General features: G+C 45.1%; 18 protein-coding genes. 11 read left to right on the forward strand and 7 right to left on the reverse strand.

All coding sequences use genetic code 11. The features are described from left to right. Positions 1-19: 19 nt before the first annotated feature. From D4L85_RS01415 to D4L85_RS01440, 6 genes are all read left to right on the forward strand, one after another. Positions 20-1,102, forward strand: coding sequence for a phosphotransferase enzyme family protein (locus D4L85_RS01415; RefSeq protein WP_119752639.1), 1,083 nt, complete (start codon positions 20-22; stop codon positions 1,100-1,102). Next, entirely contained in the window at positions 1,099-2,190 is a 1,092-nt protein-coding gene (locus tag D4L85_RS01420; protein WP_119752640.1) for an aldose epimerase family protein, read from the forward strand. The genes D4L85_RS01415 and D4L85_RS01420 overlap by 4 nt, the downstream gene beginning before the upstream one ends. Positions 2,191-2,280: 90 nt before the next feature. Next, positions 2,281-2,682, forward strand: a complete 402-nt coding sequence (locus D4L85_RS01425) for a DUF3592 domain-containing protein (protein WP_119752641.1) — start codon at positions 2,281-2,283, stop codon at positions 2,680-2,682. Positions 2,683-2,850: 168 nt separating this feature from the next. Continuing rightward, positions 2,851-3,258 (forward strand): DUF3592 domain-containing protein, encoded by a 408-nt coding sequence (locus D4L85_RS01430; protein ID WP_160143472.1) that lies wholly within the window; start codon positions 2,851-2,853, stop codon positions 3,256-3,258. Between the two features lie 56 nt (positions 3,259-3,314). Further along, positions 3,315-3,929 carry an RDD family protein gene (locus D4L85_RS01435; RefSeq protein WP_119752643.1) on the forward strand — a complete coding sequence of 205 codons (615 nt, stop codon included), beginning with the start codon at positions 3,315-3,317 and terminating at the stop codon, positions 3,927-3,929. Positions 3,930-4,150: 221 nt separating this feature from the next. Then, complete coding sequence (locus tag D4L85_RS01440) at positions 4,151-4,564, forward strand: DUF3592 domain-containing protein (protein ID WP_160143473.1); 414 nt, start codon at positions 4,151-4,153, stop codon at positions 4,562-4,564. A gap of 52 nt (positions 4,565-4,616) precedes the next feature. Here D4L85_RS01440 and D4L85_RS01445 read toward each other — a convergent pair whose 3' ends face one another. Further along, a complete protein-coding gene (locus D4L85_RS01445; protein ID WP_160143474.1) occupies positions 4,617-5,300 on the reverse strand; it encodes a hypothetical protein in 684 nt (227 codons plus the stop codon). Positions 5,301-5,371: 71 nt separating this feature from the next. Then, positions 5,372-5,827 carry a hypothetical protein gene (locus tag D4L85_RS01450; protein ID WP_160143475.1) on the reverse strand — a complete coding sequence of 152 codons (456 nt, stop codon included), beginning with the start codon at positions 5,825-5,827 and terminating at the stop codon, positions 5,372-5,374. Positions 5,828-6,025: 198 nt separating this feature from the next. Here D4L85_RS01450 and D4L85_RS01455 point away from each other — a divergent pair, with 198 nt between their 5' ends. Then, positions 6,026-6,322 carry a DUF1330 domain-containing protein gene (locus D4L85_RS01455; protein WP_119752647.1) on the forward strand — a complete coding sequence of 99 codons (297 nt, stop codon included), beginning with the start codon at positions 6,026-6,028 and terminating at the stop codon, positions 6,320-6,322. A gap of 19 nt (positions 6,323-6,341) precedes the next feature. Here D4L85_RS01455 and D4L85_RS01460 read toward each other — a convergent pair whose 3' ends face one another. The 4 genes from D4L85_RS01460 to D4L85_RS01475 all read right to left on the reverse strand — a co-directional run bounded on the left by D4L85_RS01460 (position 6,342) and on the right by D4L85_RS01475 (position 9,186). Beyond that, positions 6,342-6,872 (reverse strand): hypothetical protein, encoded by a 531-nt coding sequence (locus D4L85_RS01460; protein ID WP_119752648.1) that lies wholly within the window; start codon positions 6,870-6,872, stop codon positions 6,342-6,344. A 12-nt stretch (positions 6,873-6,884) separates the two neighbouring features. Beyond that, positions 6,885-7,619, reverse strand: coding sequence for a hypothetical protein (locus D4L85_RS01465; protein ID WP_119752649.1), 735 nt, complete (start codon positions 7,617-7,619; stop codon positions 6,885-6,887). A gap of 56 nt (positions 7,620-7,675) precedes the next feature. After that, entirely contained in the window at positions 7,676-8,638 is a 963-nt protein-coding gene (locus D4L85_RS01470; protein ID WP_119752650.1) for a rod shape-determining protein, read from the reverse strand. Between the two features lie 329 nt (positions 8,639-8,967). Further along, on the reverse strand, positions 8,968-9,186 hold the full coding sequence (locus D4L85_RS01475) for a hypothetical protein (RefSeq protein ID WP_119752651.1): 219 nt from the start codon (positions 9,184-9,186) through the stop codon (positions 8,968-8,970). A 274-nt stretch (positions 9,187-9,460) separates the two neighbouring features. Here D4L85_RS01475 and D4L85_RS01480 point away from each other — a divergent pair, with 274 nt between their 5' ends. Then, the gene (locus D4L85_RS01480; protein WP_119752652.1) at positions 9,461-10,081 is read left to right on the forward strand and encodes a hypothetical protein; all 621 of its coding nucleotides are present in this window, start codon (positions 9,461-9,463) and stop codon (positions 10,079-10,081) included. Positions 10,082-10,212: 131 nt separating this feature from the next. Then, the gene (locus D4L85_RS01485) at positions 10,213-10,905 is read left to right on the forward strand and encodes a hypothetical protein (RefSeq protein WP_119752653.1); all 693 of its coding nucleotides are present in this window, start codon (positions 10,213-10,215) and stop codon (positions 10,903-10,905) included. A 162-nt stretch (positions 10,906-11,067) separates the two neighbouring features. Here D4L85_RS01485 and D4L85_RS01490 read toward each other — a convergent pair whose 3' ends face one another. Then, positions 11,068-12,003 carry a hypothetical protein gene (locus D4L85_RS01490; RefSeq protein WP_119752654.1) on the reverse strand — a complete coding sequence of 312 codons (936 nt, stop codon included), beginning with the start codon at positions 12,001-12,003 and terminating at the stop codon, positions 11,068-11,070. A 713-nt stretch (positions 12,004-12,716) separates the two neighbouring features. On the opposite strand from D4L85_RS01490, the gene D4L85_RS01495 reads away from it, so the two are divergent. Together D4L85_RS01495 and D4L85_RS01500 are read left to right on the forward strand one after the other, a co-directional pair. Next, entirely contained in the window at positions 12,717-13,301 is a 585-nt protein-coding gene (locus D4L85_RS01495; RefSeq protein WP_119752655.1) for a hypothetical protein, read from the forward strand. Next, positions 13,301-13,552, forward strand: coding sequence for an MBT domain-containing protein (locus D4L85_RS01500; protein ID WP_119752656.1), 252 nt, complete (start codon positions 13,301-13,303; stop codon positions 13,550-13,552). The genes D4L85_RS01495 and D4L85_RS01500 overlap by 1 nt, the downstream gene beginning before the upstream one ends. Positions 13,553-13,554 lie beyond the last annotated feature (2 nt).

Genomic DNA, 13,554 nt, shown 5'->3' on the forward strand with positions numbered 1-13,554 from the left:
TCTTTCGGCAGCAAACAACATGATCAATTCCATTCTGAGAGCCTATGGCATTGCCGATGAGCAAAGTGTGGTGGAACCCCTGGTGAGCGGACTCATCAACAAGACCTGGAAGGTGACCAGCGCGGGACAGGATTATATCCTGCAGCGCATCAATCATTTTGTTTTCAAGAAGCCCTATGAAGTGGCCACCAACATTCGCCTCGTAGACGAATACCTGGCCCAACACCATCCCGACTATCTATTCGTGGCGCCCGTGAAGACGCTGAGCAACGAGGACATGGTCTATGACAAAAACGATGGCTACTTCCGCATGTTCCCCTACATCAAAGGGTCGCACACCATCAACGTCGTGTCCAGTCCCGACGAGGCCTATGAGGCCGCGTTGCAGTTCGGAACCTTTGCGCGCCTGCTGTCGAACTTCGACGCCGGCAAGCTGCACGACACCATCCCCGACTTCCACAACCTGACGCTGCGCTATTACCAGTTTGACGACTCGTCAAAATACGGCAACGCCAAACGCATCAAGCGCGCCAAGGCCATCATTGAAGATGCGCGCAAACACCTGCACATCGTGGAGCAGTTCGAGACCGTGCGCCTGAACAAGCGCATCAAACGCCGCGTGATGCACCACGACACCAAGATCAGCAACGTGTTGTTCGACGAAAAAGGCAAAGGCCTCTGCATCATCGACCTCGACACGGTGATGCCCGGCTATTTCATCAGCGACGTGGGCGACATGATGCGCACCTACCTCTCGCCCGCCAACGAAGAAGAAACCGACTTCACCAAAATTGAAGTGCGCGACGACTTCTTCCGCGCCATCGTGCACGGCTATGTGAGCAGCATGGGCAACGAACTGATGCCCGAAGAACGCGAACTCATTCTCTACAGTGGATGGTTTCTCATCTACATGCAGGCCATCCGTTTCCTGGCCGACTATTGCAATAACGACGCCTACTACGGCGCCAAATATGAAGACCACAACTTTGTGCGCGCCAGCAACCAATTGATCTTGTTGAAACGCCTCGAAGAAAAAACCGACGTGTTCGAAAAGATCATCGCCGACGAACTGAAACGCAACAACCTCTTCACCCTTTCATGAGCGCCCCCGCAGCAACTCCCACACAACGACACACGATCGAAAAAAGCTACTGGGGCGATGTGGGCGGAAAAGCCATCTGGCTCTACAAGCTTTCGCTCGCCGACGGCTTCCAGGTGTGGGTGACCAACTATGGGGCGATCATTCAATCGCTGCTGGTGCCACGAGCAAACAGCACGACGGTTGACGTTGTGCTCGGCTACGACACGTTGCAGGAATATATCGATGACCCGTTCTATATGGGTTGTGTGGTAGGCCGCGTAGCCAATCGCATCGAGACGGGGAAGGTTTCCATTGAAGGAAGGGATTATCAATTGGCGGTGACCGCCGGAGGCTTTCATCATCATGGAGGTCATATTGGATTTGGGAAAAAGGTGTGGGAGGCGCAAACTTTTAGCACGGCCACTACAGTGGGCATAACGCTTCAATACATGAGCGCCCATTTGGAAGAAGGTTTTCCCGGCAACCTGACTACGCGTGTGAAGTATACGCTGCATCCTGACAACCGTTTGAGTGTTGAGTTCTTTGCCACCACCGATCGCGCTACTTTGGTGAATCTGACGCAGCACAGTTATTTTAACCTGGGTGGTCACGATCATGGAAACATCGGCGGCCATTTATTAGAAGCCCATGCTGATTGGTATCTGCCGGCAACGAATAGACTTGTTCCTACCGGAGAAATTGCGTCTGTGCGTGGCACGCCATTCGACTTCAGGGAAGCCCGTTTCATCGACGAGCAAATCGATGCGGATCACAGTCAGCTTCGGGCAGCGAGTGGATATGATCACTTTTTTGTGTTGGAGAAAAAACATACGAAGGCCCTCAAACCGGCCGTGACCGTCATCGAGCCACGTTCGCGTATGCGGATGGACATTGAGACCACCGAGCCGGGATTTCATTTTTATGCAGGGAATTTTTTGGCGGAGGCGTTTGATGGAAAAAATAAGAGGCAATATCACCACCGGGGTGGGTTGTGTATTGAGACGCATCATTTTCCGGATACGCCGAATCATTCGCATTTTCCTACGACGACGTTGTTGCCTGGGGATGAGTTTAGCAGCAGGACGGAGTTTAGTTTTAAGGAGGCCTAGTCCATTCCTTGCGCCCGGCATTATATTTTGCCATTTTTACAAAACCTGATATGTCCTCACCATTCTTGATGACTTTAAAGATTTTTAACGGTGTTCATTGAAGTTGCCTATCTGCTCCTCTTATCCTCGGGGGTCTGTCTTCTTGTTGGCACATACCTCTTGCGGAAAGGAAATCATTTCCTGAAAAATGGAAAGCGGGCCGAGGCTGTCATCATCTCAAATTATTATGACGGCGACGTGTACTACCCCGTGATTCGTTTTCTCACCGACAAGCAAGAATGGATCACCTATCAATTTGACACTGGCTATCTTCCCAAAAGACGCGAAGGAAAAAAACTCCAGGTCATCTACGACCCCGAAGATCCAACCGATGTTGAAATCTACTCTGTTTTTATGCTGGGAGTGCTGCCCCGGCTTTTCATAGCACTCGCCGTGACGGGGGTTGTGTTTGTTGTTTTAGCTGTTTTGGGCGTTATTAATCCTTGGGCGTAAAATCCCGGTCTCTCTTTGCCTGCGTCAAACTTTCCCATCATGATCGTTTCTGGCATCAGCCGGGTGAGTTCACGTTTTTAAGAAGCAACCCTTGCGTCTTGCATAATCTTTCGACATTTTTGAGCGACCCTTGTTCGTATTGGTAATTCATTGTTAAAAACTGTAGCAGTGTCACCTGAATTGATAATTCTTTTCGTCTCCACGGTTCTTCTTATTATGGGGGTCTATTTCTGGCAAAAGGGAAGTCATTTACTAAAACATGGAAAGAAGGCGCAGGCTGTTGTTTTCTCGAATAATTTTGAAGCCTCCGACAACGGCGGCGTGTATTATCCCGTGGTTCGTTTTCTCACCGACAAGCAAGAATGGATCACACAGGAGCTCAACTTTGGAACCAACCCCAAAAAACCCGAAGGAACAAAACTCCAGGTGATCTACGACCCCGAAAATCCAACCGAGGTACAGATCGACTCTACCTTTATGCTCGAAATACTCCCCCGAATTTTCGCTGCGCTTGGCGTGATGGGTTTGGTGTTCGTTACTTTGGAGGTCTTAGAGATCATAAATACGATACCGTAAGTTGACGGCCACAAAACATTCCTCGAAAATTTAACCGCTAAGAAGCCATTCGCCCCATGTCCACTATTGAGCAAACACCGTTGTCGCCCAAAGAAATTTATGGAGGCTTTTGGATCAGGTTAGGTTCTTTCGCTCTCGACTTCCTGGTGATTATACCTGTGGCCAGTCTTAGCCTTTATTTTTTAAGCGTGAGCAAGATATTGTACTACGCGTTCGTGCTGCCGAATCTTGCCTTTGTCCTGTTCTTCCATGTTTATTGCGTGAAGCAGTGGGGCGGCAGTCCTGGAAAGCTAGCGCTAGGATTGAAGATCGTAAAAGAAAACGGGGAGGATGTTGGCTGGGACGAGGCCGTGACGAGACATGTGGTGATGCTCGCCCTCACGTTGATCACTGCCGTAGTGACGATAATTTCCATTTACCAGGTTCCCAACGACGTTTATTACGCGTCAAATCTCATGAAACGCAGTCAGGCCATTTCGGGAGTTTATCCGAAGTTCTCCTTTTTTCTGTCTGTTTGTACGAATATCTGGATGTATAGCGAATTCCTGGTTTTGCTGACGAATCGTAAAAGAAAAGCCATACATGATTATATGGCGGGGACGGTTGTGATCAGAGCGAAGTATCAGCGGCTTGTAAAGGACAGCGCAAAGGTCGAGACGGTTGGAGTTTAGGTTTATATTTTAAAATCCGGAATATCAGGCCTTCATTCAACTTAGGGCATAAGTCAACGCTACTAATCTTTGGACGTAAAAATCCACGCATGTCGTATATATAAATATCAACGCTGTGTAACACACTAGCTATTTCGTATCTTTAAAAGGCTCCGTCAAAGAATTTAGATCTTTGAACTGCAAATCGCCGGGGTGGATGACCACTGTTAATGCCTTCGATTTTGGATTTCGAGTTATTTATCGTCATTCTATCTTCTGTTCTCCTCATTGTTGGCGCGAAGCTCTGGCAAGACGGAAATCATTTGGTGAAAAATGGAAAGACGGCAACGGCGGTCGTCTTTAGAAACAATTTCAAAACCTACCTGGAGGGCGGCAGCGGACTTTACTATCCCGTGGTCCGTTTTCTTACCGATAAACAAGAATGGATCACGGAGGAGCTGAGTGTAGGATACAATCCCAAAAAACGCGAGGGCGCGAAACTCCGGGTGATCTATGATCCTGAAAATCCTACTGAAGTGGAAATTCACTCCATCCTTCAACTTAGAATATTGCCTTTGCTTTTTATCGTTGCTGGGGTTGCTGGGATGGGGCTCTCTTCTCTGGAGTATTTGGGAATCACGGACATTGTGAAGTGACAAGGACAAAATGCATAACCAAAAATTTGACTCTCCAGGGTTATTCAATTATCTATTTACGCAAAGGCACTTGTGCAATCATATATAAATTAAATCCCTCACCAAAATTGTGATACAGGACCGGTGGATCGACCACCCGGTCTGAAAATCCAAAATTCCAAGTGCGGAAGTCATTAGATCCATCTCCCGGGATCGGAATATCCTCTATTTTCGCCAGACTGGAATCAAAGCATAGGCCCTCACTGAACGAGCCATTTTTTTTAAGGTCGGCTATCTTTGCGCAGCTTACAAGCAAAGTAATCTTAAAGGACTGTTTTTTAATAAAGTTGATTAAGTCTTGGTTTCTCGAGACTACTTCCACTACAAAAGTATCCTTCGGGACAAGTTTTTTCATGCAGACACCATCCATCTCGCCTTCAATAGACGAATAGTATTCTTCACCCGAAAGCTGCTCCATTGGATTGATCGATTTTTCCGAAAAAACCATAAAATTTACATGCTTGCTCATATAAGGAAAGCCCCTGAGTTTTGCCTTCAGGTCCTTCAATATTGCTAATCGCCAATTTTGAATCCAGAAAACGAGCGTATCCGAGGAAGGATTTAGGTATTGGATGGTAAATACCACTTCCTTTTCCAATAATTGATATTCGATGGAGACCTTTAGCTTCTCAGCGTTAGCATTAGACATGCTTAGCGTGATAACAAACAAAATCGCCAAAAACTTTCCTGCTTTCATATTGTTCCTGTTTCGCACCCTTTATTCCTCACATTTCGCCTTACTATTCCAACCCATCCCTATCACTTCCTTCACCTCTTCTCGCATTTTAAAATCGATTCCTGGTTGATTGATTTTAGCTTCTCGTGATACGAAAATTCAATTTCAAATTCCCCTTTTTCATTTTTACCCGCCAACCCAAAATTATCTCCAATCGCCAAAATGTCGCCCTCCTTAACGAATATTTTAAAAAGCCTTCTATAAGCAACGACGGTGGTGTCGTTGACCTTGATTAAAACGCTAATCTGACTATCATATTTATAGGTAAAAATTCTAAATACTTTACCCGTTAAAATCGATCGAACGGAGTCGGTGTCACGCGAATTAATTACAGCGCTGTACTCAGGACTATGATGTGAACTTTGCGCATTAAAATCTTTAAAACGCCCTCCCTTTATGGGGCATTCGCAGGTTTGCGCTAGTGCAGTCTGGGGAAAAGCTAGACCAATCCCAATGGTCAATAAAACTTCAAATATCTGTTTCATCATTCCTTTATAGGTATAGGGAGATCGGTTTAGGATATTTAGCTCAAAACTAAATGGCTCCTGAAATAAAACTAACGCAAAGCGCGGCAAAAACAAACCAGGCGTTTCAAACAATTAAAAAACCAAAGAACAAATCCTCATTCCCACCGTTTTGAATTATATCGGCCTGATCAATAGAGCATAAGTAACCAATACAAAAAAATGGCAGTATACATTGTAAACGCTTACGACATCCACGACTTTGAAACGTTTAGTAAATATCCGCCTCAAGTAGGGCCGTTGCTCGTAAAGCATGGCGCAAAACTTCTTGCCATGGAAACAAACCCAAGAGCATTAGAGGGCACACCCAAAACCATGAATGCCATCGTTGAATTCCCATCGGAAGATGCCGTGAATAATTTTTACAACGATCCGGAATACCAGGCCTTCATCGACTTAAGGCATAAGTCAACGTCAAATTGCACGATGGTGATGCTTCATCAGTTTGAAAGGAGGTGATTGACTCCGTGCTTCAAATCTAAGGATTGGATGAAGTGTTGCGTGCTTTTTCCTTTTTCTCCATTATTTCAAGATAATACTTCTCATCAAATATTATCTTTTCTCCTTTGTTCCTTTTAAACTCATTGAATATGGTTAAGAGCGCTGTGTAATCCCAATTCAAGGAACGATTTATGTCGACTTTTTTGCCGCCTGATACCATTCTTAAAAAGTAATTCACCCTGCCCGGCCCTCTACCCTGTGATTTAATTTGAACAACGGTTGTCCTGATATCGAATTGTTTCTCCCATCGGGTATTATAATGCGATCCGGCGACTAGCAAATTACCATCCAGGAACCGCACCTCATAAATAAACGTCCTTGCACGGACAACGGCAAAGAAACCTATTACTAAACCAATGACGGCGATCGCCCATGCCGTTATTTCAAGGTTGCTTTGTGCTTTTGAAAAATGGGAGATTACCCCCGCAGCTGTTAATAGCAGGAACCGCGGCAAAAACGCTTCCCAAAATCTGGTTCCAAACTTCACGTAATCGGTCGTTAACGTCATAAACTATGCAAATTAAAATCTGATTCCCTGTCCCAGCGTCAAACAAAAGATCAGGTACAAGATCCCAACAACGAGGCCGTAACCATAATGTATGTCGTCATTCCGCTTTATGGGGGAATAGTTGAGTTGTAAAAACAAAATGGGAACTGAAGCCGTCATTTCAAGCAGCCCCTCCACTCCTGCTTGCCATCGGGCTTGCTGAAAGAAGAGGCCGGCCGCAAATGCGGAAAGAGCCGCAAACAAAAATGGCATCACAAGATCCTGCCTTGAAAGGCCGCTTTCTTTCGCCATCGGCGCCAAGGTCCTGCTGAAGAGGCGCACGATGAGAAGATAGCATAAAACTCCAGCCACGATCAGAATAAATCCTTGATAGGCTTCCACATTCAATTCTTTGATGGCAAAGGTCCAATCTCCGTTTAGACCTACCGACGATTGCAGAACCGTCCCGGCAAACCAAAACAAATTGTAGATTGAGATGTGCACGAAAAGCAAAATCGCAAACCGCTGCTTTCTGTTTTTCAGCATCGCGAGTGCCAAAACACCGGTCAGTAGGCTGGCCATTGGTCCACCGAGGTCAACAAAGATGTTTCCCGGAACGCTTTTGAAATAGACGGACGTGAGCAGCGTGATCTTGCTTCCCAAGAGCAGGGCAGTTCCGCCATGGCCTATTACTTCGTGCGCGACATCAGAAACCATGTAGGCCAAAACACCAACGGCAGCCCATAAGGTAAGTTTGCTTTTCGTCATTCGTTTTTCGATGGCCTGTTTTTAGTGTCGTGAATAATTGGAGCGACCCGAATGGGTCACGTCATGAGGTAACTCTTAAACTTCTCCTTATCTGCCATGACCTGCGCAACACCATTGATGCAGTCTAATTGCGGTGTTGAACTCACGGTGGTTTTGATCCTTCCGCCAAGCTCGATCTGTCGTCGCAGGTAAGGAATGGCCGAACCCCCGCCTGTAAAATACACGCCATTGGCGAGGGCTTTTCCCACTTCCGTTTGGTTGGTCACACGCTCGATGGTTTCGCGGATCTCGTCGTTGACAAAAGTGAAATAAGGGCGGAGCACCTCGTGAATTTCGCCTGGGCTAAGCGTGATATGTTGCACCCGGATGCTCTCGTGCGTTGCATCTTTGCCTAGTGTTTCAAAAATATCGGCAACTTCCTGGTCGCTCACATTAATTTTATGCTGGCGAAGCAGGTAGCTTTTCACCATGTGGAAGATCTTTTTGGTACCCGTTTTAAACACACCGACAGAAATGGGTCGGCTCTCTACAAAAACTGCTATCTCCGCTTTGCTTCCGCCAAAGTCTATTAAAATGAAGTCTCTCACCTCAAAGAGGATGTTCAACCCGATGGCGGCGCAACAACTTTGGTGCATCATGTAGACTTCCACAGCGCCGGCGTGTTCACCCGAGTCCCGGTAGGCCCTCATGTCTACCGTCGTTGCGCTTGACGGGATGCAAAAAAATATTTTGAGCGATCTTTGAAGAAACGACCGCTGCTTGAGGCCCTTCTTAATGGCACCACGAAGCAGCATTTCGAACGCGTTAAAATCGCCAATCACAAAATCTACTGGCTCAAAAAGCAAATCGCGTTCAGTCCTCGAAACGGAGTCCCCAATTCCCGAAACGGCATTGGCGGATTGGTCTATGGAAATTTGTGTTCTTTCATTAAACACCAATCCGTCCTTCGCGGCAATTCTTAAAGCGTAGCTGCCGGGGTCAACAGCGATGGTTTCAGTAAAAAAGGTAAGTAAGGCCATAAAGCGTGGTTACACACAACGGCCGAATATACGCAATTGCAGCAATTCGCACGAAAGGTAAGGCCCTCCCTACTGAAAGATTTTGCAGTATCAGTCCAACATTGAAACTTTTGATGGACCAATTTGGAATTTCACACTGCAGATCACATGCTGCTCAAATCCAGGCTCACAAAAATTTCACTGCTATTCTAACGTTCATTCAGAAAAAGATACGCGCTATACTGAAATGGCATTGCAGTATTGTTCATGCATTCCGTTGCAGCGCATGTAAGTTTTGATTTGCAGTCCGTCGACGAGGCTTCATTGTTCATAAGCAATGCGCCATTGTTTTAATAATGTCCGGCGTCGGCAACAAACAATGGGTGTTTTGCATTGACTTTGCGATCGTCTGCCATGAGGTTTGATACCAACTTTGTCGTGAGCGGGGCACCGTCAACAAACAGCTGGGCATTGTTCATGAACTTTGTTCCTCCGTTCGTGCTCGATTGGGAATTGTTAGGGAACCACACGGCGAAGTTTGTTTCAAAGCAAGTAAAAGTGCGTTGCATTTGCTATGGAGTTATAATGCTTTGCTATAAAATGAATTCGTGATCCTGCGTTATTTTATGTGTTTGCTGTCTTTTCAGTATACATTACTACAGTGCATTATGCATTTACAGTGGTCATCGAATGTTGATGGACCATGCACATACTGTCAACACAGAAATTGCTTATTTTTTTTGGCGTTTTAATACATAGCGTATTGCCGTTGCGCAACAACGGGTGAATACGACGGCATTGCAGTTGCCGTTTTGGATGGCATAAACCAAAACTTAAAATGTTATGACCATTCAAAAAGTTATCACCGGGTTTGCTCGTCTGAGAGATGAAGACCTCAACACGTTCACACAAAACATTCTGAACAAGATGACCGGCAACACAAACTTTGTCACCCCCGCGCCGGCGCTGGCCGACGTTGAAACATCACTCAAAGACTACCAGGCTGCCCTGGCACACGCCAAGGGAGGCACCAAAGAAGCCACTTCACTGAAACGCGAAAAGCGCGCAGCATTGGAAGCCCTGTTGCGCGACCTGGCGGCCTATGTGCAGGTGACGGGCAAGAACAACAGCACCGTTTTGTTGAGCTCGGGGTTCGATCTCCGAAAAGCCAGCACACCCATCGGCATCCTGGCCAAGCCGGTGGCGGTGAAGATCGTGCCCGGTCCCAACCCGGGTTCGGTGCGCATCTCGGTGGAGCGCATCGCGGGTGCCGACAGCTACATCTTTCAATATGTGGAAGCCCCCGCATTACCCACGTCGCTGTGGCACACCAAGGCGGCCACCGCCCGCACGATCACAATCGACAACCTGACAATTGGCAAAGAATATGCCTTCCGCATCGGCGCGGTGGGGTCTGATCCTACGATTGTCTATTCGGAGGTATTGACAAAGTTTATCGCTTAACGGCGTACGACACTGGAGCGGTGAAGGCGCAAGGGGGGTAACACCCTTTGCGCCTTTTTTGTATAGTTATCCTTCGACAGGCATTTCATAGTTATTTTCATTAACTTAAGTCACCTCAATAGGCAAACCGAATGGAGTCTCCTTCAGACGATAGCAGTGACCCAAAAAAATACTGGGAAGACGACTTCGAAGGCCTGGGTATTGATAAAATCGTGAAATTCTTTCGAACTATTATTTTCTACTTTTATCCTAAAGAAAACCAGGATCCTGAAATTTGGTACAAAATAAGAGATCATTCCTATTCAGGTATAAGCAAACCGATGACATTTATTACCCTTGCTTTTGCCCTTGCTCTCCTTACCATTACTCTCGGCGAAGACGGATTCAAATTAGAGGGATTTTTGAAATTAGATGTCCCCAAAGAATCATATCTCATTGTTCTTGGCATGGTCTTTCTCGGCGTTGTACCTTATGGATTCATACTCAACAAGTTTCTAAGGGATAAAAATGTGAAACCCATTGAGACTATTAAAGTTTGCGCATATAACGTGGGCGGCGTTTTTGTTCTGCTCAGTATTCTGTTATTTTCGAGACTACTTTTAAATAAGCATTGGGCGCTTGACTTACTTATTTCGCTCCACGCAATTTATTTAGCAATTATGCTACTTAGTCAATTTTTCATGTCGGCTAGAATAGTGCATGATCGAAGTTTATCGGATCCACCATGGGCAGTGATCCTCAGTTTCATTGCCTATTACGTTTCTTTCTACCTCGTTATTTTTCTCTGGGCAGGGCTAATTTTATTAAAGAACTATTTATTTTAATCCTTTTTCACTTGACGCCACGAGCCCATTTAGGTCCTCACGTGAAGCCAGCATCTCTGGCCACAGAGATTCAGCGAAAGTGAGTATTAATAGGTAGACAATATTAGATAGGAATCTCCTCGTCACCCTTACTTAGACATTCCCGCATCCTTATGACAAATCTCACAATTCCCCGATAAAATCTCTACCTTGAATCATCCTCAAGTTCTCGTATTCCGCTAAAAGCTTTGCGTTTTCATGTACATTTTTTTCATCAATTATCTTCTTTGGCAGAACCTTAAGACCAATTAAACTATCTGCCCTTGTTTTAATGATATGCATATATTGCTTCCCCTCATCTTCAGTTATTACCCCCTCTTTAATTTTCTTATCTATCTCGGTCCTAATAACTAGGCTATTTAAGAGAGTCTTACTGTTCTGTTCAAATCTATAATGTCTGTTACTGATAATAAAATCCCAGATCTCCTTAAAGATCATAAAAAGGGACTTAGCTGTCTCTATGCCGGTCTTAACGCCTAAGTTTGTATCGCTTCCACTATCAAATAAAATCACTTCCGTCTTGTTCTGTTCTTCACTCAGGATTTTTTCGACAATTGCAATAAGCTCTTGGAGAGCCGTCAATATGTTGATATATTTTTCAGGTTCTAGTCCCTCCCCTTCGATGGCTATTCGAAAAATAATAACCCCGTCGTTTATATCGCCACGTGATTCCCTTAAAATCTCATCAGAGATCAACATCTCCTTAGATAGCTGTAAGGTCGACAAAAGACTCTTATGAAAATTATAAAGGTTAATCACAGCAGGAAATATCAAAATATCCTTAGCCAGTTGACTCCTTAAATGTACCGTCAATAAGTGCAAATTCTTCTCAGAAAAGATTTCGTCAGCGCTTAAAAGCATTAGCATTGCGCTGTATCTTGAGTTCTGCTTTAGTCTGTCATAATTGCTCTTCGAACGAAACAAAATAGGCACCAGTTGGCCAAAATCGAAAGCCACTCCAGGTTTTGCAAACGAACTGTCAAATTTCTCCACTAAAGATTTTGACTCCAGCTCATTTGCTATGTCCAACAATCCGTTAACAAAATCCAGTTTTTGCATTTACAGTCAGGTTTATAAGTATTAACTCTGATTAAAGAACTCCGACTAATCCTAATCGGAAATTGTGGTACTTGCAAATCTCCAAAATATCAACGAATTCAAAGACTTGACTTCCAAATGAACTCCAGAGCAGCTCTGCGGGTTAAAGACATCATATTTAAGAATTTGATTGGGTAAGGTTAGCAAGGTCTTGATTGCCTCGTCTGTTTGAATTTGAGGAAGCATTTAGCAACACGATCGCCTAGTTGCTTGATCTGATCTTTGAAATCCATAAACTGTCTGGTTAAGGTATAATAGGATAGAATTCTCCTGGGGCAGGAAATTTGAAGCACAGTTCGACGATGCGAATAATTGATTATACAAGCCCACTCCTAAAAAATTAATATCTGGTTCTTTCCAGATTCCGAGTGGGCTGATGCGCAAGAGGACCTTACACATCCAGGGAATCGAGTTTACGAATATATAAATTCGGATTTAAAATGCAAATACACTTATCCCAACCGGGTTACAACCAATTTCTCAAAAATCGACATTTTATACATCTGGAAATTTAAAAAAATCATATCGGAAGCCCTTTCGGCATACTTGAAAATCAATTGGGGTTATTAAATTTACCGACTTGGGTGGATCCAACTCCCGTTTAGCATGTTGCAAAAGATAGCAGAAAAACCGCCTCAGAATAATCCTCAAATATTTTCTCAAATCATAAACCTATGAACTTCGACCTCCAAGATGAATTAAAAGATCTCATCAGCCTTGACAAACTAGACGACGCCATCATCCTGGCAGAACGCAAACTTCAGGCCCAACCATCAACCGCCTTTCATTCGATATTAGGCAAAAACCTCCTGCACCTCGCCACTCCCCTGGCCGATTTCATGGAAGACTTCTACAAGAGCTTAAAACCCACTTTGAAGATCAAGGCCCTCTATGGCGAAATGAACGGCTTCACCATCAACCCCGACCTCTGGTTCCTCCTTATGTTCGCGTACGACACCTACGAAGGCCTCGACGACCTGGACTGGCTCGCCGACTATGAACACTACTCGGAAGACGCCTTCGTCCTCACCGGCTTCGAAGACCTGCAAAACGCCTATAAAGATTACCATAAGAAAAAAAAATACAAAGACGAACACCAACGAGACGCTAACGAGACGTGCGAGCTCATCATCATCCTTCGGCTCCAAGAACTTCTGAGAGCAGCCGTAAAGACCGGGAAGGCAAAAGGCATGAAGTGGGTGAAGGTGCCCGTGCTGGTGACGGCACACGACTATGATCTGATTTACAAAGCATCGTGATGGACAACGCGAGAGAGAAAGAATTACTATACAAACTACTTTACCAGGTTTTGATAGAGATTCGCGAAGAAGCGCACCTAAAAGAGAATAAGAAAATATTCTATTTGAGCGATTTAGTGCATAACGTCCCTTTGCAGCTACGCAACGCGAAGAATGAAAGTGATTATGAACGGATTCTTAAAAAAATTGAGGAACGAGCAGAGAACCGCAACATGGAGAAGTGGTTGAAAAATGCTTTGTCTCAGCTTTGATT

This window comes from Chryseolinea soli (genome assembly GCF_003589925.1).
GTDB classification, from domain to species: Bacteria; Bacteroidota; Bacteroidia; order Cytophagales; family Cyclobacteriaceae; genus Chryseolinea; species Chryseolinea soli.

Excerpts from the sequence above, each read along its gene's own strand:
- D4L85_RS01460 (WP_119752648.1), bottom strand. The coding sequence starts at position 6,872 with ATGACGTTAACGACCGATTACGTGAAGTTTGGAACCAGATTTTGGGAA.
- D4L85_RS01415 (WP_119752639.1), top strand. The coding sequence starts at position 20 with ATGATCAATTCCATTCTGAGAGCCTATGGCATTGCCGATGAGCAAAGT.
- D4L85_RS01485 (WP_119752653.1), top strand. The coding sequence starts at position 10,213 with ATGGAGTCTCCTTCAGACGATAGCAGTGACCCAAAAAAATACTGGGAA.
- D4L85_RS01455 (WP_119752647.1), top strand. The coding sequence starts at position 6,026 with ATGGCAGTATACATTGTAAACGCTTACGACATCCACGACTTTGAAACG.
- D4L85_RS01465 (WP_119752649.1), bottom strand. The coding sequence starts at position 7,619 with ATGACGAAAAGCAAACTTACCTTATGGGCTGCCGTTGGTGTTTTGGCC.
- D4L85_RS01480 (WP_119752652.1), top strand. The coding sequence starts at position 9,461 with ATGACCATTCAAAAAGTTATCACCGGGTTTGCTCGTCTGAGAGATGAA.
- D4L85_RS01475 (WP_119752651.1), bottom strand. The coding sequence starts at position 9,186 with ATGCAACGCACTTTTACTTGCTTTGAAACAAACTTCGCCGTGTGGTTC.
- D4L85_RS01495 (WP_119752655.1), top strand. The coding sequence starts at position 12,717 with ATGAACTTCGACCTCCAAGATGAATTAAAAGATCTCATCAGCCTTGAC.
- D4L85_RS01445 (WP_160143474.1), bottom strand. The coding sequence starts at position 5,300 with ATGAAAGCAGGAAAGTTTTTGGCGATTTTGTTTGTTATCACGCTAAGC.
- D4L85_RS01500 (WP_119752656.1), top strand. The coding sequence starts at position 13,301 with ATGGACAACGCGAGAGAGAAAGAATTACTATACAAACTACTTTACCAG.
- D4L85_RS01420 (WP_119752640.1), top strand. The coding sequence starts at position 1,099 with ATGAGCGCCCCCGCAGCAACTCCCACACAACGACACACGATCGAAAAA.
- D4L85_RS01435 (WP_119752643.1), top strand. The coding sequence starts at position 3,315 with ATGTCCACTATTGAGCAAACACCGTTGTCGCCCAAAGAAATTTATGGA.
- D4L85_RS01490 (WP_119752654.1), bottom strand. The coding sequence starts at position 12,003 with ATGCAAAAACTGGATTTTGTTAACGGATTGTTGGACATAGCAAATGAG.
- D4L85_RS01470 (WP_119752650.1), bottom strand. The coding sequence starts at position 8,638 with ATGGCCTTACTTACCTTTTTTACTGAAACCATCGCTGTTGACCCCGGC.
- D4L85_RS01450 (WP_160143475.1), bottom strand. The coding sequence starts at position 5,827 with ATGATGAAACAGATATTTGAAGTTTTATTGACCATTGGGATTGGTCTA.